This is a genomic window from Niabella ginsenosidivorans (genome assembly GCF_001654455.1).
GTDB lineage: Bacteria > Bacteroidota > Bacteroidia > Chitinophagales > Chitinophagaceae > Niabella > Niabella ginsenosidivorans.
The window spans coordinates 3,372,544-3,390,338 of sequence record NZ_CP015772.1; the positions used below are offsets into that span (position 1 = coordinate 3,372,544).

At 44.8% G+C, this 17,795-nt stretch carries 19 protein-coding genes; 15 read left to right on the forward strand and 4 right to left on the reverse strand.

What is annotated here, in order from left to right; translation table 11 throughout:
- The first annotated feature begins 16 nt into the window (after positions 1 to 16).
- The 3 genes from A8C56_RS14035 to A8C56_RS14045 are packed head-to-tail and all read left to right on the forward strand — an operon-like array spanning position 17 to position 3,230.
- Positions 17 to 1,168 carry an iron-containing alcohol dehydrogenase gene (locus A8C56_RS14035; RefSeq protein WP_067762044.1) on the forward strand — a complete coding sequence of 384 codons (1,152 nt, stop codon included), beginning with the start codon at positions 17 to 19 and terminating at the stop codon, positions 1,166 to 1,168.
- Positions 1,165 to 1,860, forward strand: coding sequence for a gamma-glutamyl-gamma-aminobutyrate hydrolase family protein (locus A8C56_RS14040; protein WP_067757206.1), 696 nt, complete (start codon positions 1,165 to 1,167; stop codon positions 1,858 to 1,860). Before A8C56_RS14035 ends, A8C56_RS14040 begins: the two co-directional genes overlap by 4 nt.
- Before the next feature lie 2 nt (positions 1,861 to 1,862).
- The gene (locus tag A8C56_RS14045; RefSeq protein ID WP_067757208.1) at positions 1,863 to 3,230 is read left to right on the forward strand and encodes an aldehyde dehydrogenase family protein; all 1,368 of its coding nucleotides are present in this window, start codon (positions 1,863 to 1,865) and stop codon (positions 3,228 to 3,230) included.
- 43 nt (positions 3,231 to 3,273) lie between these two features.
- On the opposite strand, the gene A8C56_RS14050 is transcribed toward A8C56_RS14045, so the two are convergent.
- The gene (locus A8C56_RS14050) at positions 3,274 to 4,536 is read right to left on the reverse strand and encodes a DUF445 domain-containing protein (protein ID WP_245645481.1); all 1,263 of its coding nucleotides are present in this window, start codon (positions 4,534 to 4,536) and stop codon (positions 3,274 to 3,276) included.
- A gap of 219 nt (positions 4,537 to 4,755) precedes the next feature.
- Here A8C56_RS14050 and A8C56_RS14055 point away from each other — a divergent pair, with 219 nt between their 5' ends.
- On the forward strand, positions 4,756 to 6,093 hold the full coding sequence (locus tag A8C56_RS14055; protein WP_067762046.1) for an MATE family efflux transporter: 1,338 nt from the start codon (positions 4,756 to 4,758) through the stop codon (positions 6,091 to 6,093).
- 323 nt (positions 6,094 to 6,416) lie between these two features.
- On the opposite strand, the gene A8C56_RS14060 is transcribed toward A8C56_RS14055, so the two are convergent.
- Positions 6,417 to 7,256 carry an aldo/keto reductase gene (locus A8C56_RS14060; protein WP_067757214.1) on the reverse strand — a complete coding sequence of 280 codons (840 nt, stop codon included), beginning with the start codon at positions 7,254 to 7,256 and terminating at the stop codon, positions 6,417 to 6,419.
- Between the two features lie 57 nt (positions 7,257 to 7,313).
- Here A8C56_RS14060 and A8C56_RS14065 point away from each other — a divergent pair, with 57 nt between their 5' ends.
- The 6 genes from A8C56_RS14065 to A8C56_RS14090 are packed head-to-tail and all read left to right on the forward strand — an operon-like array spanning position 7,314 to position 10,569.
- Positions 7,314 to 7,820, forward strand: coding sequence for a GNAT family N-acetyltransferase (locus tag A8C56_RS14065; protein WP_218917187.1), 507 nt, complete (start codon positions 7,314 to 7,316; stop codon positions 7,818 to 7,820).
- Positions 7,821 to 7,856: 36 nt separating this feature from the next.
- Positions 7,857 to 8,297, forward strand: a complete 441-nt coding sequence (locus tag A8C56_RS14070) for a GNAT family N-acetyltransferase (protein WP_084490215.1) — start codon at positions 7,857 to 7,859, stop codon at positions 8,295 to 8,297.
- An 11-nt stretch (positions 8,298 to 8,308) separates the two neighbouring features.
- Positions 8,309 to 8,689 (forward strand): DoxX-like family protein, encoded by a 381-nt coding sequence (locus A8C56_RS14075; protein ID WP_067757219.1) that lies wholly within the window; start codon positions 8,309 to 8,311, stop codon positions 8,687 to 8,689.
- Positions 8,690 to 8,691: 2 nt separating this feature from the next.
- On the forward strand, positions 8,692 to 9,432 hold the full coding sequence (locus A8C56_RS14080; RefSeq protein ID WP_067757221.1) for a DUF2071 domain-containing protein: 741 nt from the start codon (positions 8,692 to 8,694) through the stop codon (positions 9,430 to 9,432).
- Positions 9,396 to 10,178 (forward strand): class I SAM-dependent methyltransferase, encoded by a 783-nt coding sequence (locus A8C56_RS14085; RefSeq protein ID WP_218917188.1) that lies wholly within the window; start codon positions 9,396 to 9,398, stop codon positions 10,176 to 10,178. The genes A8C56_RS14080 and A8C56_RS14085 overlap by 37 nt, the downstream gene beginning before the upstream one ends.
- Positions 10,162 to 10,569, forward strand: coding sequence for a hypothetical protein (locus tag A8C56_RS14090; RefSeq protein ID WP_067757227.1), 408 nt, complete (start codon positions 10,162 to 10,164; stop codon positions 10,567 to 10,569). Before A8C56_RS14085 ends, A8C56_RS14090 begins: the two co-directional genes overlap by 17 nt.
- 368 nt (positions 10,570 to 10,937) lie before the next feature.
- Here A8C56_RS14090 and arr read toward each other — a convergent pair whose 3' ends face one another.
- Together arr and A8C56_RS14100 are read right to left on the reverse strand one after the other, a co-directional pair.
- A complete protein-coding gene (gene arr, locus A8C56_RS25415) occupies positions 10,938 to 11,351 on the reverse strand; it encodes an NAD(+)--rifampin ADP-ribosyltransferase (protein WP_067762049.1) in 414 nt (137 codons plus the stop codon).
- Between the two features lie 566 nt (positions 11,352 to 11,917).
- Positions 11,918 to 12,373, reverse strand: a complete 456-nt coding sequence (locus A8C56_RS14100) for a MarR family winged helix-turn-helix transcriptional regulator (protein ID WP_067762051.1) — start codon at positions 12,371 to 12,373, stop codon at positions 11,918 to 11,920.
- A gap of 314 nt (positions 12,374 to 12,687) precedes the next feature.
- On the opposite strand from A8C56_RS14100, the gene A8C56_RS14105 reads away from it, so the two are divergent.
- The 5 genes from A8C56_RS14105 to A8C56_RS14125 all read left to right on the forward strand — a co-directional run bounded on the left by A8C56_RS14105 (position 12,688) and on the right by A8C56_RS14125 (position 17,657).
- On the forward strand, positions 12,688 to 12,990 hold the full coding sequence (locus tag A8C56_RS14105; protein ID WP_157097983.1) for a hypothetical protein: 303 nt from the start codon (positions 12,688 to 12,690) through the stop codon (positions 12,988 to 12,990).
- 124 nt (positions 12,991 to 13,114) lie between these two features.
- Positions 13,115 to 13,930: a DUF3347 domain-containing protein gene (locus tag A8C56_RS14110; RefSeq protein WP_067762053.1), complete on the forward strand. Its 816-nt coding sequence runs from the start codon at positions 13,115 to 13,117 to the stop codon at positions 13,928 to 13,930.
- Positions 13,931 to 14,063: 133 nt separating this feature from the next.
- Positions 14,064 to 16,454 (forward strand): multicopper oxidase domain-containing protein, encoded by a 2,391-nt coding sequence (locus A8C56_RS14115; RefSeq protein ID WP_067757233.1) that lies wholly within the window; start codon positions 14,064 to 14,066, stop codon positions 16,452 to 16,454.
- A 437-nt stretch (positions 16,455 to 16,891) separates the two neighbouring features.
- Positions 16,892 to 17,167 carry a hypothetical protein gene (locus tag A8C56_RS14120; RefSeq protein ID WP_157097984.1) on the forward strand — a complete coding sequence of 92 codons (276 nt, stop codon included), beginning with the start codon at positions 16,892 to 16,894 and terminating at the stop codon, positions 17,165 to 17,167.
- Positions 17,168 to 17,351: 184 nt separating this feature from the next.
- Positions 17,352 to 17,657, forward strand: coding sequence for a hypothetical protein (locus tag A8C56_RS14125; protein WP_067757238.1), 306 nt, complete (start codon positions 17,352 to 17,354; stop codon positions 17,655 to 17,657).
- Positions 17,658 to 17,795 lie beyond the last annotated feature (138 nt).

The following is a 17,795-nucleotide window of genomic DNA, read 5'->3' on the forward strand; positions in this document are numbered from 1 at the left end:
CATATTATTTTTGAATATGGCATTTGACAAAATCTACCAGTATAATTTCCCCACCACCATCCGGTTTGGTGCAGGCGCCAGTAATGAACTGGGCGACTATTTAAAGAAAAGCGGGCTTTACCAACCCCTGATCATAACAGACCCTGTAGTAGCGCAACTGGATTTTTTTAGAAAGATCCTGGCAAATTTGCAGACGGCCGGTATTTCTGTTGAAGTGTTTGACAATATTCACAAGAACCCTGTAAAGTCTGACGTTTATAAAGGAACAGAACGCTATGATGCCACCGGCAGGGACGCTGTTATTGGTATTGGCGGGGGCGCTGCCCTGGATGTGGCGCGCGCTATTGTGCTAAGAGTATACCACCGAGAGGATCTGTTTAAATACGATGACCTGATCGGCGGAGACATTTATGTAACCAATGAGGTGCCGCACTTTATTACCATACCTACTACTGCGGGCACGGGCAGCGAAGTAGGGCGCAGCGCCATCATTGCTGATGATGAAACGCATCAGAAAAAAATATTGTTCTCGCCCAGGCTGCTTGCAAAGATCGTATTTGCCGATCCCCTGCTGACAATGGACATACCACCGGCCATTACGGCAGCTACGGGCATGGATGCGTTAACGCATAATTTAGAGGCCTACCTGGTCAATATGGAGCATCCCATGTGCGATGGCATTGCGTTACAGGCCATTTCCCTGATCCGCCACTCCATTGAAAAAGCCGTCCACCACCCGGATGTGGAATCAAGAAGCCGGATGCTGATCGCTTCTCTTATGGGGGCCGTGGCCTTTCAGAAAGGATTGGGTGTAGTGCATTCCCTGGCCCACCCGTTATCCTCCTTATTAGACACACATCACGGGCTGGCCAATGCCATAAACCTGCCTTATGGAATGCGGTTCAACCTTCCGGGGCAGGAAGCTAAATTCAAAAAAATTGCGGAAGCACTGGAATTAAAAGATACCAGCGGGGATGCGGTGGTTAATTACCTCTTTGATCTAAATTACGCTATTCACATCCCACATCAATTATCCGCCATTGGGGTAACGGAAGCGCATATTGAGGCCCTCTCCGATCTTGCGATCGCTGATTTTGCGCACCCCAATAACCCCATACCTGTGTCAAGAGAAGATTTCCGTAAACTTTATTTAGAAGCTTTATCATGAAGATCGGATTAACTTATACCGGGTCAGAACAGAAACACGCGAATTACAGTAACTGGATCAAAGGATCCGATGCCATTGAGGTGGTTACGCTTTCCGCAGAAGCCGGCAACCTGGATGAAGTGGCTTCCTGCGATGGTATTGTGTTTTCCGGTGGTGTGGACCTGTCGCCCGAATATTATTCCGGAGCAACCCTATATGCCAATGCGCCCGGCCGTTTTAACAGGGAGCGGGATATTTTTGAAACCGCTGTTTTCCGGGAAACACAACAAAGAGGCATTCCTGTACTGGGCATCTGCCGGGGCATGCAGCTGATCAATTGTATTTACGGGGGCACATTGATACAGGATCTGGGAACAAAAAACGAGGTGCACCGGGTGGCAAATAATCTTGATAAAGTGCACGGCATTACCATTGTTTCCGGCAGCCTGCTGCACCAGGTGATCGGCAATGAGCACTGCGCCGTCAACAGCGCCCATCACCAGGCCATTGGCGCAACAGGTGAAGGGTTACAGATTACCGCGACCTCTGCAGATGGTGTTGCAGAAGCCATGGAGCGCACAACAACCGCCCACCAGCCTTTCCTGCTCTGTGTTCAGTGGCACCCGGAGCGCATGTATCATTTTGGATTACAGCATACGCGCCCCTCGGAAGGGATCCGGAAAAAATTTTTGGACGCAATAAAAAATCAATAAAAATGGAGGTCATCAACCCCACTACGGAAGAACGGATCACAACGCTTACTGAAGACAATGAAGCAACCCTTCAAAAAAAACGGGATCGTTTAAGTATGGCGCAGCCTGCCTGGCAGGCCCGGCCTTTAGCGGAACGCATAACCGTTGTAAAAAAGTTCAGGGACCTGTTAGCCGTAAACAGGGAGCCCCTATCGCAGGTGCTGACCAGCGAGACAGGCAAACCACTGGCACAGTCGCGCAATGAGATCAATAGCGCTACTGCCCGTATTGACTGGCTTGCAGACAATGCTGCAAAATACCTGAGCGATGAGATTATGCAGGAAACACCCGACATTGAAGAGCGCATTGCCTATGAACCTTTAGGTGTTATTGCCAACATCTCTGCCTGGAATTACCCGTATTTAGTAGGTGTAAATGTTTTTGTGCCCGCATTGTTAGCCGGTAATGCTGTTTTATATAAACCTTCAGAATACGCATCACTTACCGGACTGGAAATAGAACGGTTGTGGAAGGAGGCCGGGCTGGAAAAAGATCTTTTCTTAACAGCCATCGGCACCGGCAGCATTGGTGCGCTTCTTTTAGAAATGCCTTTTGATGGTTATTTTTTTACCGGCAGTTATAAAACAGGCGCGCATGTCTATAAGCAGGTGGCCGCCAAAATGGTGCCCTGCCAATGTGAACTGGGCGGCAAGGACCCATTGTATGTGACAGATGATGTGGCAGATATTACAGCTGTTGCAGCGGCTACCGCAGACGGTGCTTTTTACAACAACGGGCAAAGCTGCTGTTCCGTAGAGCGCATTTATGTGCACGAAAGCATGTATGAGCAGTACGTTGATGCTTTTGTAAAAGAAGTAAGCTCCTGGAAAACCGGCGCGCCTACCACAGAAGGCGTTTACTTTGGGCCTCTTACCCGCAAGGAGCAGCTTGCTGTTTTAGAAGCCCAGGTTGCGGATGCAGTGCAAAAAGGAGCACGGGTGCTTACCGGTGGAAAAAGAGGCGAGGGAAAAGGTTACTATTTTCAGCCGACCATTCTTACTGATGTTACGGCGGCTATGCAGGTAATGCGGGAAGAATCATTTGGTCCCGTCATCGGCATTATGAAAGTAAAAAATGATGAAGAGGCCATTGCCCAGATGAAAGACACTGAGTATGGCCTTACTGCATCTGTATACAGCGCTTCCCGTACAAGGGCTGAGCATATCCTGCGCCAGATCAATGCCGGAACCGGGTACTGGAACTGCTGCGACCGGGTAAGCGCTGCATTGCCCTGGAGCGGACGGAATCATTCAGGTTTCGGCACTACTTTATCGCACGCCGGTTTAAGAGCTTTTACAAACCCGAAAGCCTATCATTTAAGAAAAGTATAAAAGAATCCAGGTTGTACCCATAACAGGATCATTTGAGCTACTGTTATAAGAGCCGGCTTAATGTGTAGATCAGCAATCCTACCAGGCCACCAACCAGGGTACCGTTGATACGGATAAACTGTAAGTCCTTTCCCACTTCCAGCTCCAGCTTATTGCTCAGCTCCTTGCCCTCCCAGTTGCCTACGGTATTGCTGATGAGCCGGCCGGCCTGTTCCGTATTTCTCAGAATATAGGAATAGGCGTTGCGGCGGATCCATCCGTCAATCCGGTCCCGCAATACTGCGTCCTGCTGCAGACTTTCTTCAAGATCTTTTATGGATCTTCTGATATAGTTCCGGAGAACGGAATTACCGGATGAAAGATCCCGTACAATGCTTGTCTGCGCGCTTTTCCAGATGGATGTTGCATAATCCTTCAGCTTTTCTTCTGAAAGTAACTGGTCTTTCAGCTCCTGCAATTCTTTTTGCCATTGGGAGCTTGTTTTTAAAGCAGTTGCAAAATTCAATAACTGTTTATGAATATCCCTGCGGATCTTATGGTCCGGGTCTTTTTCAATTTCATCAAGATATTTTGCAATACCGGCGGTCAGTTTGGAGGCAATATAATTATTAACAAAGCCCGGTATCAGAAAATGACTTTCCTGTTTTACTTTTTGTTTTACCAGGGCCTCATTATCGATCACGTAATTTTTTACCTTGTTTACCAGAAAACCAAGCAGGCGTGCATGATCTCCACGGTCAATTATCAGCGTCAGCCCGTTTGCTGCAATCTCGTTAAACTGAATATCCTTTAGCAATGCACCCGACTTTTTGGTGATAAAGCTGACCACCATTGCTTCATCCGCCTTTTCCACCATCTGTTTTAAAAGATGCCCTGCTTCTGTAACCAGCAGCTCAATATTTGTCTCCTTACTGAGCCAGTTCGCTATAAAAGAACTGATCTGCAGTTTGTCTATATAAGGCCGCAGCGTTTTTGCATTTAAAAAGTTGTCCACTACAAAATTGCCCAGGTTATTGCCAATGTCCTTCTTTTTATTCTCAATAAGATTGGTATGCGGTATGGGCAACCCCAACGGGTGATGGAACAAAGCGGTTACCGCAAACCAGTCTGCCAGTGCGCCTACCATTGCGGCCTCGGCAAAAGCCTTTACATAACCGATCCATGCGTCTGTCCTTGTTTTCAACAGGTACACGCAAACAACAAACAGCGCCATCATTAACAGGAACAAACCTGTTGCCAGTGCTTTGTGCCTGCGCAGCTGCGTCCTTTTAAACGTGTCTGTTGATCTGTGATCTTTATTCATCATTATCCAGGTATAGGAACAATATCTTTATATACAAACAACAAGTATGCCCGGTTTTGCATTACAGCTAAGAGAGTAACGCCCATCTGCCGAGCGGGCAGGTAACGAAGATGTTATTTGTACCAAAACTGACAAAAAAATAATACCAATACTATTTTAAAAATATAAAAAATTGCTGTGATTCAATTTATACCTCCCTGCTGAATGTTAATTTTGCCGCGCATGAACTATAAAACAGAAGCCGGAAGAACCCTGCGCCTTGCGTTTCCTATTATTTTGGGCGAGCTGGCCCAGATTTCTTTGCACCTGGTAGATACGGCTATGATCGGCGCATTAGGATACAGGGAACTGGCCGCAGCAGCATTGGTATTAAATGTGATCAATATTCCTTTTGTGCTGGGCATAGGAATTACTATTTCTGTGGCACAAATGGTATCCCTGGCACATGGACGGTTCGACCGGCAGCTGATATCGCATTACCTGTATAATGGTTTTATTCTTTGTACCCTTACGGCTGTTCTTATTTCCGGCGCCTTAATAGGCGGTACACACATATTATACCACCTGGATCAGAAAGATCCGCAGGTAGTGGCTTATGCCATTCCGCTGATGCGGGTAATGGGGCTGTCTATTATTCCCATGATCCTGTTTATGACGCTGAAACAATTTGCAGACGGGCTGCAGTATACCAAAACGGCAATGGTGCTGTCTGTAAGCGCGGTGCCTTTAAATGCCCTGTTAAACTGGATCTTCATATACGGGCATTTCGGTATTCCTGAATTCGGCCTGATCGGCGCGGGCTATGCCACGCTCATAACCCGCACCCTTATTTTTATAGTGCTGGCAATTGTAATACTCAGGCACCGCATCTTCCGGCCCTACATCAGGGTGGCAAAGAACCAATGGAAATTACGGTGGAGCACTATACGGCAATTATTGAAAATAGGTATTCCCAGCAGTCTGCAGATCGGAATGGAAGCCGGTGCTTTTGCTGTTTCAGGAATTTTAATGGGCACCATTGACGCCACTACACAGGCGGCACACCAAATCGCTCTCAGCTGCGCCTCTTTCACTTTTATGGTGTCGATGGGATTGTCGCAGGCAGGGTCTATACGCGTAAGTACGGCATTTGGCGCCAGAGACCTGAAGCGCATTTCCGTAATCGGTAAAAGCACCATTGTGCTGGCATTGATCTACGGGTCATTCTGCTGCCTCCTGTTCATCCTGCTAAGAAAACAGCTTCCCCTGCTTTTCAATAATAATACAGAGGTGCTTTCCATTGCCGCTACGCTCTTATTTATGGCCGCCATTTTCCAGATATCTGATTCCATACAGGCCATCAGCGCCGGGCTTTTGAGAGGCATCAAAGATGTAAACGTGCCTACGCTCTTTATTGCAATTGCTTACTGGGCCTTAGGCATTCCTATCGGATCCCTGCTGGCTTTCCGGTTTCATATGGGCGGTGTGGGCATCTGGCTGGGGCTGATTGCCGGTCTTAGTTTTTCTGCCCTGTTCCTTACGATCCGCTTTTTACGGAAGGCTTCGTCAAGCTGTTACTAACAAATGTTGTAAGTTGTTGAAGATGCCTCTACATAAGGAACGCCATTCCGGCCGGATGGAGCGGAGGAATCTCTCTGATAATACAGTGATCCCCCGGCTTCTCCCGCTATCGCGGGCTACGCCCGGGATGACGATTGAAAAAATTGTCATCCCAATCAGCTTAAAGGCAATGCTTTTATGGTTGCCTCAGCCTGACATACCTTCACTTAGTACAATTTAAATCTAAATGGTATAAAGACATTCTTTTTCTGCAGCCCCCATACATCAACGAAATTCCAGATCTGTCATAAAGAAAAACTGTCTGTATCTTTCAGGCCTTATACCTAAAAACCGATCTGATCCGGATTCAGCCCCGACCATCCTTCATTCTTTATTGCATGGATAGCGCTTAGATCTGATGCATCAATGGTGAATCCTTCCACATCCAGATTGGCTTTAATATAGGCCGGCGTTACTGACTTGGGCAGCGGCAGTATCTCATTCTGCAAACAGAACCTGATGCAAAGCTGCGCCACGCTCGTCTTATATTTTTCAGCGATCTTCCTTAACAGTTCATGATTCAGCAAACGGCCGGAACCGATCGGGCTCCATGCTTCCACCAGTACCTGTTCTCTTTTACAATAGCTGACCACTTCATCCTGGGTATACCCGGGATGGTACTCGATCTGGTTCACCATAGGGAACAGGGCAGCTGTTTCTTTTAAGGCTTCCAGGTGCTTTACCATAAAATTAGAGACCCCGATCGCTCTTACCTTTCCCTGCCTGTACAGATCTTCAAAAGCCCTCCAGGTTTCCGCATTGATCGCTTTCCAGTTATCAAATTGTTTGCTGTTGGCTGGCCAATGGATCAGGTATAAGTCCAGGTAATCGGTCTGCAGCAGCTCCAGCGACCGCTCAAAAGCGTTTAGAGTGGCCGTATAGCCCCTGTCTTTATTCCACAGCTTTGTGGTAAGAAAAATGGTTCTCCGGTCAATGCCGCTGGCTTTAATAGCATCTCCAACACTCTTTTCATTATTATAGGCACTGGCCGTATCTATATGCCGGTAACCGTTATTTAATGCAGTGGAAACGGCATTGAACGTTTGCTCCCCCTTTGGCACCTGCCAGGTGCCAAAGCCTATAACCGGAACAGAAAGATGATTGCTTAAAATAAAATCCTGCATAAATCATTTTTTTGAGCTGTAAATTTACCTGCAGTAACTAAAATAATTATTGTTTCTTTGCAACACATATTAACGCCTGACATCCATCGTCAACCACTAATGCAGCAGTATCATTTTATAAAGATCCATACACCCGATGAGATCCCCTTTGGACTATTGCTGCTGGCCGATGAAACAAAAGAAGCTATTAAAAAATACATATACCGGTCAGATGTCTATCTTTTAAAGAATAAAAACAATGAGGTCATTGCGGTATGCGCGCTTTACCAGCCGGACGCAGATCCCCTTGAAATAAAAAACATGGCTGTTGCAAGGCGCTGCCAGCGTAAAGGCATTGGTTCCTTCCTGATTGAGCAGATAAAAAAGATCGCAAAAGAGCAGGGTATCCGTACATTGATCGTTGGCACCGGTGATGGAAGCCTGGGCCAGCAACGCTTTTATAAACGTAACGGGTTTACAGCATATGACACCAGAAAGAATTTTTTTATTAAAAATTATCCTGCTCCGGTTATTGAAAACGGTATCCCGTTAAAAGATATGATCCTGCTAAAACAGGATATTTAAGCAGAAAGCACGACCTTCATAATAAACCGTACGATCATGAATGAAGTTATCATAAGGGGTTACAGGGAAGAGGATCTGAACGCTGTTACGGGGCTGACGAACCAGCTGGGCTATCCCACTACTGTGGATGAAATGCAGCAAAGAATGCTCCGGCTGTCCGGAAAGGAAGATTACAGAACCGTTGTGGCTGCTGTAAACGGTGAGGTCGCAGGCTATGCGGGATTGATAAAAGGATTTTGCTGGGAAAAGAACGGCTGTTTTGTACGCATACAGGCTTTAGTGGTCAACAGCAATTACCGGCAAACGGGGATCGGTAAGAAATTGATCGCTTCCACAGAACAATGGGCCAAAGCCATTCATGCAAAGGCCCTTATTTTAAATTGCGGAATAAATCCCGAACGGGAAGGTGCACGTCTGTTTTATCCCAAAATAGGATTTGAAGCCACTTCCAAAGGCTATTATAGAACCATTGATTAACCCATTCCTTTATGAGCAATGCACGATTGCAGAAAATACTTAAATATGCTATAGCGCTTATATGGCTGATCAACGGATTATTTTGCAAGGTACTAAACGCAGTGCCAAGGCATCAGCAGATTGCAGAGAAAATACTACGGATTGAAAATGGCCGCACGATCCTTGTTCTGATCGGCGTCAGTGAAACAGCGATGGCCTTCTGGATCCTCAGCGGGCATCGCTCCCGCTTAAACGCCATTGTTCAGATAGTTGTTATTGTTTTCATGAACACACTGGAAGCTCTGCTGGCACCGGAGCTGCTTTTGTGGGGTTATGGAAACGCTTTTGCGGCACTACTACTGGTAACGGCCATTTATTTGTCTGAATTTTACTTCAACAAAAAAACCAGCTGAACATGCTTCCTTTCCTGAAAAATCATCCGTTTCCGGTAACGGCTTTTTTTGTAAGGTCCATGGTACTTACATTTGCTTTACCCAGGGAGCAACTGGCCCCGCTTATACCGGAATGCCTGTTACTGGATGAATATGCCGACCGATGGGCTTTTTTAGCCGTTGCAATAGTACAAACAAAAAACCTTCGCCCTTCAGGCTTCCCGGCATTCCTGGGACATGATTTTTTTCTGCTGGGCTACCGCATTTTTGTAAAATATATTAATAACAAAGGAAACCGGTTAAGAGGCTTATACATCCTCAAATCGGAAACCAACAAAAAGAGGATGGAATTATTAGGCAACCTGTTTACACAATACAGCTATACAACCACTGATATCGATTACAGGGCCGGCAACCAACATTTTTCTGTTGTCTCCCGGCAATCCGGCTTTTTATTACAGGCCGGTTTAACAGATGGAGAAACGTCGCTGCCGGCCGGATCTCCGTTTCCCGACTGGAAAACGGCACGGCGGTATGCCGGTCCGCTTCCGTTCACTTTCAGTTATAATAAAGAGAAAAGAGAAGTATTAATCATCAAAGGCGTGCGACAGTACTGGACACCCCAGCCATTGCAGATCGATAACTACCAGATTCCTTTTTTAGAACAACCGGCATTTAAAAATGCCCTGCTTGCAAACGCTTTTATCATCCAAAACATTCCTTACCGGTGGGAAAAAGGGAAAAAGGAAATATGGGCACCTTAAGAACGCCTTTCCGGGGCGTTGGCAATATCCTCCGCTTCAACTGGCACTTTTATGTCATTGCTGCTGTTTTTATGATAACAGCAGCAGTTTTTACTGCATTTCTGGAGTCCCCCTTCAGGAGCATTCTTTTTTTCATGGTCCTGTCGGCCGTTTTAGCCATCCTTACCTCGCTTATCCTTTCCTGGTACATTTATGACTGGTACCCTTTATATGCGTTCAACTGGATACAGGAAGATGACGAGGCGGTCAATATTATTAACATTCATGCAGGGCTTGATGAAACCAGTATTATGCTCAGAAAGAAGTTTCCCAAAGCAACAATAACTATCATGGATTTTTACGACCCGGCGGTGCACACCGAAGTTTCTATAAAGCGGGCAAGAAAACGGTACCCGCCACTGTCCGGAACACGTACCATACAAACAACTTCCATCAACTTTTCTACCGGCAGCGCCGATAAAATTTTTCTGATCTTATCGGCACATGAAATAAGAAACAATAAAGAACGGGTTCTTTTCTTTAAAGAATTAAAACGCCTGCTAAAACCGGATGGCAATATTTATATCATGGAGCATTTAAGAAATTTTGAAAATTTCATGGCCTATACCATTGGTTTTTTACATTTTCACTCTTACAGGGCCTGGCGCACTACTTTCCGAAAGGCAGGTTTACCGGTTATTAAAGAGTTGAACCAGACACCGTTTATAAAAGTTTTTGAATTAAAAAAAAATGGAGTTACAGGTTAAAATAGCAGGGAGCATAATGATCCTGCTGGCAGTTATTCACGCCAGTTTCCCCAAATATTTCAGATGGAAGGAAGATTTGAATTTCCTCAGCCCGGTAAACCGGCAAATGATGCAGGTGCATACATTTTTTGTAGCCCTGGTGCTTTTATTAACAGGGGTGCTCTGCATCAGCTCATCAGCTGAACTAATAAACACACCGTTGGGTAAGAGCATCTCCCTGGGCATAGGAATTTTCTGGGCCTGCAGATTACTGATCCAGTTCTTTGGCTATTCCTCGGAACTATGGAAAGGAAAATCGTTTGAAACAATGGTGCATATTGTGTTTTCGCTGCTATGGATTTACTTTACTTTTTTATTCTTAAAAATACCGCTGTATAACAACTTCTGGTGAAACGGGCTGCTTTATTTTTTTATGAAAAAGCAGCAATCCGCAATTACAGAATTCCTGATCTCATGTATATTATTTTCAGAGGTTATTTAAGTCAACCAAAATTTTCCCATTACTATGATCATTGCAATAAAGATGTGCGCTTCTAGTGATTCGGCCAAACGTTCATAACCCGTTGTCAGTTTTCTGTTATTCATCAATCATGCAAAGATTCGTTCTACAATATCAGAAAAGCGTCCCGCATTTATCGCATTCATAGCATTTAACGATTTTTATATTCCTTTTTAAATGCATCTTTATGCACTTATCTGATTACTACTGAAAACTGCCAGCTGTAAATAGTTTTATGAGGCACATAAGCATCTGTGCTATTAATTGATGATTGCTCCTTTACTATCCGCCAGTTTTTTACGCCATTCCCGGAGCTCTTCTGGTGTTAGTCTGTCCCAGTCTGTTACTTCTCCAACAATTTTCAGCGGTGCCTGGCTGCGATAAGAACGTGTGGGATTACCCGGAAATTTTTTATCCGTAACGTTCGGATCGTTTTCAAAACTTCCTGTAGGCTCTACGATGTAAACCCGTTCCCGCCCGTCACCTTTTGCCAGGGATGCAGCGAGCCCTGCACCATTCACCAGGGCTGTGAAATAAATATGATTCATAGTAACTTCAGGATGGTAATTGGACTCAAACCCTGCTGTCAGCAAATCGCCGGTTTGTAAATCCGCTCTGGTTCCGTGATAAAAGGGTCCTTTGTCAGGTAGCTTGTCCCTGAATGTAATTGCCAGATCGTTGTTCTTTTTTGCATTGTCAGGGTCGTTCAGGGCTTCATAGCATCTGGCAATGTTTAAATACAGAGAAGGAAAAGCGCCCTTAACTGAGTCGTTGTTTACATTTAATGCAAACTGCAAAGCTGTTTGGAACCATTTTAATTTGCCGGGAACATCTTTTTGATGCCGGGCCACATAAAAAGCAGCGGTATATTTCTCAAAGTCGTTTATCGCTTCATTCCATGCCTGAAGAAACAGCCTGCCCGCTTCTTCAGATTTGCCTGCTTCTTCCAGGTCCATACCCTGGATGCAGAGTTTCACAACATTGTTATTCGGGTTAAATTCCATTTACTAATTGTTTTTGTTATTTATTGTAACGCCAACTTAGTTACCTGTTCTCAGACCGTTAACGGTTGCTTTTAATTCAAATCACTTGTTTCTCCCTCTTGCAGGTTGAACAGGAACTACTTCATTATTTTTACATTGTTAAAAAAATCGGGCTCCCCACTCTGCATCTGACTTCGACCCGACAGCGCGTTTTATAGCCTGTCCATTCCCGGTTGATCTTTTGCCTTCCTGTTTTATTATTTTCTGTTTAAATGGTTAATGGTATCATTCATTAATTTTATATACTTCAGAAAATAGGTTTCTAAAATTTTTAATTCTCCGGACGAAAAAAAGGCTATCAGTTTTTCTGTTTCACTTTGAAACTGTTTATAATAGGGTTTTAACAAGGCCTGTATCTTTTGGGCGTCCGGCACAATAAATACTTTACGTCTGTCATTTTCATCAAATTGCCTTTTTACGAGTTTTTTTTTCTCAAACCGGTCAATTAAACCGGTTACCGCACCTGTAGTTAATCCTGATAATTTAGCAAATTCACCTGCCGTCAGTTGGCCTTTTTGCAGAAAAAAGCCTAAATACTTATGGTCTGTTCCTGTAAAACCCGCTTTCCGGGCAATAATCTCATGCATTTGAAGCGCGGTATAAGCGTACTGCTGGCTCAGCTTTCTTAATTCAATGACTTTTTCATTATCCATTTTAATCTTTATAATCAAGTATCTTAGTAACAAAGATAAGTATGAAAAAAGATCTGTCGTCAGTTTTTTCATGTTTCTTATGTCCGCTTCAAACAAATTTTAGTGCTGCAATTAGCTTCAACAGTTGTTTTATTCTTTAATAATATTGACAATCTGCTATTTATTCAAAAGTTGTAAAACATTGACCGGTATTATTTTGAACCTAAAAAAAGTTGGCCTACCTTTGCATCATGTTTTTATTGCGGCTCATATTACCTGCATTGTTCCTGTTGGGGTTGTTTTTTGTCCCCGGCCTGAAAGCAGGTGCCTGTGGAATGCATCATAAAACAGGGCAAACAGAACAGCAAAAAGAAACGGAGCCTCAAACGGACTGCTGTAAAGAGCATTCCTCTAAACACCAGCAACACCAACACCGGCAGAACGGTCACAGGCATTGTAATAATGACAATTGTACCAACAATCTTTGTCATCCGGTGTCTGTTTCCAGTCTGCATGCAGAAGAAACTATAGAAATCGTTGCACCTTCTGAAGAGGTTGCCCAGTACGTTATCCGGAGCAACGACATGCCGCTTTTTTCCTACACTTATTCTATCTGGCAGCCTCCCCGGCTCGGTTAATCAGCATACTCAGGATAATAAACAGCATCACGGGGATGTAAGGGGTTCTTACATTTCAAAGGTTATTATATATGCCCCATCCGGCGCATATATAAGATTGATTCATCTGATTAACAATACAAACATGCAATCTATAAAACAATGGTCGTTAATGGCCGTAGCCGGTCTTATGAGCTTTTCCCTGTTTGCAAAGGCCCAGATAAAAAACGCAAAAACAGAAACAGTAACCATACAGGGCAGTTCACCGGCCTGTAAAAAAATGATCGAATACGCGGGCAACCGGAAACGCATTGCCCGGCTGACCTGGAACGCAGATACAAAAACCGCGCAGCTCACTTATAACGCCAAGGCCACTACAAAGGAAGCAGTTCTAAAACGCGTAGCTCTGGCCGGGTTTGATAACGAAGTGTATAATGCTCCTTTATCTGCTTACAGAATGTTGACCAGCGAATGCTACTATAAAGGCGCGCCACAGACAACGGATATAAATACAACAGACAGTACAAAAGATGCTTCAAAATTAGCGCCTTTGTACAGGGCTTATTTTGCTATCAGCAATGCATTAGTCCGGTCTGATGAAAAAACAGCCGGGCAGAAAGCCGGCGAATTACATCATCTTGTAAAAGCAGTACAGATGGACGCGCTAAGCCCGGAAGAGCATACGGCCTGGATGCATATAAAAGCACCATTGAATGAGCAATCTGCAGCGCTGAAAGCAGCCGCCGGAATTGAAAAGCAACGGGTGACTTTTGCAGCATTGAGTGAAAGCGTTTACCAGCTGTTTAAAGCCTCAAAACTTCCTTATAAAATATATTACAATGAATGCCCGATGTTCCACGGCGGGGCTACCTGGCTGAGCAGGGAAGAAAGCATCCGCAACCCTTATTATGGCGCTGCCATGATGACCTGTGGTGCTACCAAAGCCGTCATCGGTCAGTAATAAAAGAAAGCAGGAAACAGCGGTCAGCTTAAGAATACACTTTACCTGACCGCACCTGCACAACTGCAGGCAGGCCGTTCTGTCCTTTTACGGCCAGGCAGCATCAATCAATAAGCATTTGAAAAGAAGAATAATGAAAAGAAACAGCAACCGGTTCATAGCGTTCGCTTTTTTCATGGCGCTCACCTTCAGTGCTACAGCACAACAAGTAAAACGTTATGACCTGTACGTTACAGATACAATGGTGCATTATACCGGCAAGCACAAAATGGCCATTGCCGTAAACGGCCAGATACCCATGCCCACCCTGGAGTTCACCGAAGGCGATACCGCAGAGATCGTTGTGCACAACCGGCTGAAGGAACCGACCGCCCTGCACTGGCATGGCGTTTTCCTTCCCAACCGGGAAGACGGGGTGCCCTATCTTACACAAATGCCCATTGAGCCGGGCACTACCTATACCTACCGTTTCCCGGTCATCCAGAACGGCACTTACTGGTATCATAGTCACTACGGCTTCCAGGAACAGATCGGCATGTATGGCTCCCTGATCTTTAAAAAGAGGGTGGCTGATCCCGGCTTCCGGAAAGGCATTGACGACCTGCCATCAGTGCCTGTTATTTTAAGTGACTGGACCGACATTATGCCGCACCAGATTCACCGTATGCTGCGGAATGCCAATGACTGGGCTGCTATTAAAAAGAACGCTGTTCAGAGCTATGGAGAAGCCCTGAAGACCGGGCATTTTAAAACAAAGATTATTAATGAATGGAAGCGCATGACGGCGATGGATGTAAGCGATGTATACTATGATAAGGTACTCATTAACGGGCAAAATGAAAGCCAGCTCTCACAGTTCAGGGCAGGCGATAAAGTACGGCTGCAGCTCTCAAACGGCGGGGCTTCCACCTATTTCTGGATCAATTACGCGGGGGGAAAAATGACCGTTGTGGCCAATGACGGCAATGATGTAACTCCTTTAGCCGTAGACCGCTTTATTTTACCGCCGTCAGAAACAATGGATATTGTGGTAACCATCCCGGAAAACGGTATCTCCTATGAGCTGCTGGCTACTTCAGAGGACAGGACCAATACCAGTTCTCTTTTCATCGGAGAGGGGAAAAAACAACTGGCCATGCATTGGGGACGATTGAAATATTTTGAGGGGATGAAGATGATGAACGACATGATGCGTATGGATGGAAGCATGAAAGACATGGGTATGAAAATGAGCCTGCAGCAAATGGATATGAATACGGTAATGTATCCGGAGATAACGGGCCCCGAATTATCCCAACGGCAGCGCAGAGCAAAAAGAAAAGCGGAAAAAGGGAAAGAGCAGGATCAGGACACAATGGCCGGCAAAATGCAGGAAATGCTAATACACCACCACAAGGATATGCCAATGAATGCTGATGCTACAGATACAATGGATCATAAAAAGCATACGGATAAGAGCATGGATATGTCAGATCACGGTGATGACCAGCATACAGCCCCCGGTATACCCCCTGCCCTAGTTACCTTGAACTATAACATGCTGAAGGCGCCGCAAAAGACCACGTTACCTCAAAATGCCCCGGTAAAAGAACTGCATTTTACATTAACCGGTAATATGAACCGTTATGTATGGAGCCTGAACAATAAAGTAGTTTCTGAAACCGATAAGGTACTTATAAAAAAAGGAGAGATTGTACGCATCATACTCTACAACGGGTCGATGATGCGGCATCCGATGCACCTGCATGGTCATGATTTCCGGGTGCTGAACGACAAAGGGGATTATGCTCCCTTAAAGAATGTGATCGATATTATGCCTATGGAGACCGACGTAATCGAATTTGAAGCCAATACAGAAGGAGACTGGTTCTTTCATTGCCATATCCTGTATCATATGATGGCGGGCATGGGCCGGATCTTTACCTATGAAAACCAGCCGGCAAATCCGCTGGTTCCCGATCCCCAGAAAGCGATCAGAAAACTTTACCGTGACGACCGTCAGTTTTTCCTTGGAGCTGAAAATGAATTTGCCTCTAATGGTAATTTTGGCGCCGCAGCGCTGAACAATACCCGCTGGTCGTTAAATGCGGAATGGAAGCTGGGATACGATGTGTCTGATGGTCATGAAATAGAAGCCAACTTTGGCCGTTATTTAGGACAGATGCAGTGGCTGCGGCCGTATATCGGGCTGGAATGGAAATACCAGCAAGGAAAACATATAGAGAAAAATATGTTCGGACAAACCTTCAGTCATGATGGAAAGGTCTATTATAATGCAGGTATTGCCTATACCCTTCCTATGCTGGTGACTTTGCGTGCCCAGGTAGATACAAGGGGCATTTTCCGCATCATCCTGAACCGGGAAGATATTCCTTTAACGCCGCGTTTACGCGGAGCCTTTTCCGCAGATACCCAGAAAGAATACATGGGCGGCCTGCGGTATATTGTTACAAGGCACCTGAGCGTATCTGCAAACTATACTACCAACTACGGGTTCGGTGGGGGTATTGTGTTTAATTACTGATCCGGTAGAATCTGTACAAACAGGGAGCAACGTTGTATAAAGCAGCGCCGCCCCCTGTTTTTTATATCGTTTTTCATCAGGCATTATAAGCATTTTACGGGCGCCTAAGTAATGCTGCTATTACCGTCATAGAGCTATGCCTCATTTACCGGCAAAGGGAAACAGATGTGCACTAAATATATTTTGCTATTTTTGTACACCTGTTCTTCTTTATACGATTTGAATGTTTTTACTATTTTATGATTATTCCTCCGATCATTGGCCTATTACGATAATTTGCTCCATTATTGCCGGTATTGGCTTTTATTTTTTTGAACCGCTATGAGAAAAGATCTGAAAAAGTCAGATTAAATGATGCGGCCGCAATCAAAAAAGTGGGCTTAAGGATACCGATACTATATGAACACTGTTATTTTGCATATTCAAACGACCCGGTATTGAAAAATAATCTCCGGCGGGTGCAATGGAAAGTTATCCGTCTTAAATTATTGAAAGACTTCAGCTCAACAGATCCCTGTTGCAATATTGATCCGGTTAATAGCGGAATTGTACTCTATTATATCCCAATCTTAAAAGGGGTCAGGCATACATACAAAAGCCAAAGGATCTATAAAGACTTTACAACCATCAGAAATGCTTTTGCCGATCAAAAAGTGACGCTGTATATTGACCAGAATGATTTGAATAAATATGTATTTGAAATTGAAGATTAAGAAAGCGCTCCTCCGGTGGTAAAACCGCATCCAATGCCAGGAGCTGGCTAAGACATCTTTTAAAGCAGTAATTTTGAAAATAGCTCATTGCGCATAATGCCTTTACAGGTATGGGACAAAGGGTTTTCCTTACCCGGAGGGGCCACATTTATAACAAAAAGAGATAAAACAGGAGGCTGATTCAATGATTGACGATCTGAACCTGAAAGAGCTGCGGAAAGCGCGCCGCATCGGATACTATTTTCGCTATCCGTTGCATCGCAATAATTTTCATGTTCTCGAAGCCGGGGATCATATTTACGGGCATTATACGGCAAAACCACTTTATGGTCAGCTCACCCCGGAAGGCCGTGTCGATAAATCGTCCGGATTCAATGGGGATGTGGCGGTACTTTTTGTACCATTAGCAGCCAAAAAACCGGATTTTCCATACAACGCCCGGCAACATCCGGTTACCAACGGGAAAACGGAATTGGGAAAAGATCAATAAGATGGCAGCGGAATACCTGGCAAAACAATTGGGAATAAAGTGATCCGCAGGTTTATTACCGGTAATTACAGATATTCCCAAATGGTCTTTCAGAAAGTATTTATCATTATACGTAGTTCCGATTTTCTGAGCCTATTA

What these genes read in the sequence shown, in the direction of transcription:
- A8C56_RS14035 (WP_067762044.1), top strand. Translation starts at nt 17, where the DNA reads ATGGCATTTGACAAAATCTACCAGTATAATTTCCCCACCACCATCCGG.
- A8C56_RS14040 (WP_067757206.1), top strand. Translation starts at nt 1,165, where the DNA reads ATGAAGATCGGATTAACTTATACCGGGTCAGAACAGAAACACGCGAAT.
- A8C56_RS14045 (WP_067757208.1), top strand. Translation starts at nt 1,863, where the DNA reads ATGGAGGTCATCAACCCCACTACGGAAGAACGGATCACAACGCTTACT.
- A8C56_RS14050 (WP_245645481.1), bottom strand. Translation starts at nt 4,536, where the DNA reads ATGATGAATAAAGATCACAGATCAACAGACACGTTTAAAAGGACGCAG.
- A8C56_RS14055 (WP_067762046.1), top strand. Translation starts at nt 4,756, where the DNA reads ATGAACTATAAAACAGAAGCCGGAAGAACCCTGCGCCTTGCGTTTCCT.
- A8C56_RS14060 (WP_067757214.1), bottom strand. Translation starts at nt 7,256, where the DNA reads ATGCAGGATTTTATTTTAAGCAATCATCTTTCTGTTCCGGTTATAGGC.
- A8C56_RS14070 (WP_084490215.1), top strand. Translation starts at nt 7,857, where the DNA reads ATGAATGAAGTTATCATAAGGGGTTACAGGGAAGAGGATCTGAACGCT.
- A8C56_RS14075 (WP_067757219.1), top strand. Translation starts at nt 8,309, where the DNA reads ATGAGCAATGCACGATTGCAGAAAATACTTAAATATGCTATAGCGCTT.
- A8C56_RS14080 (WP_067757221.1), top strand. Translation starts at nt 8,692, where the DNA reads ATGCTTCCTTTCCTGAAAAATCATCCGTTTCCGGTAACGGCTTTTTTT.
- A8C56_RS14090 (WP_067757227.1), top strand. Translation starts at nt 10,162, where the DNA reads ATGGAGTTACAGGTTAAAATAGCAGGGAGCATAATGATCCTGCTGGCA.
- A8C56_RS14100 (WP_067762051.1), bottom strand. Translation starts at nt 12,373, where the DNA reads ATGGATAATGAAAAAGTCATTGAATTAAGAAAGCTGAGCCAGCAGTAC.
- A8C56_RS14105 (WP_157097983.1), top strand. Translation starts at nt 12,688, where the DNA reads ATGCATCATAAAACAGGGCAAACAGAACAGCAAAAAGAAACGGAGCCT.
- A8C56_RS14110 (WP_067762053.1), top strand. Translation starts at nt 13,115, where the DNA reads ATGCAATCTATAAAACAATGGTCGTTAATGGCCGTAGCCGGTCTTATG.
- A8C56_RS14115 (WP_067757233.1), top strand. Translation starts at nt 14,064, where the DNA reads ATGAAAAGAAACAGCAACCGGTTCATAGCGTTCGCTTTTTTCATGGCG.
- A8C56_RS14125 (WP_067757238.1), top strand. Translation starts at nt 17,352, where the DNA reads ATGATTGACGATCTGAACCTGAAAGAGCTGCGGAAAGCGCGCCGCATC.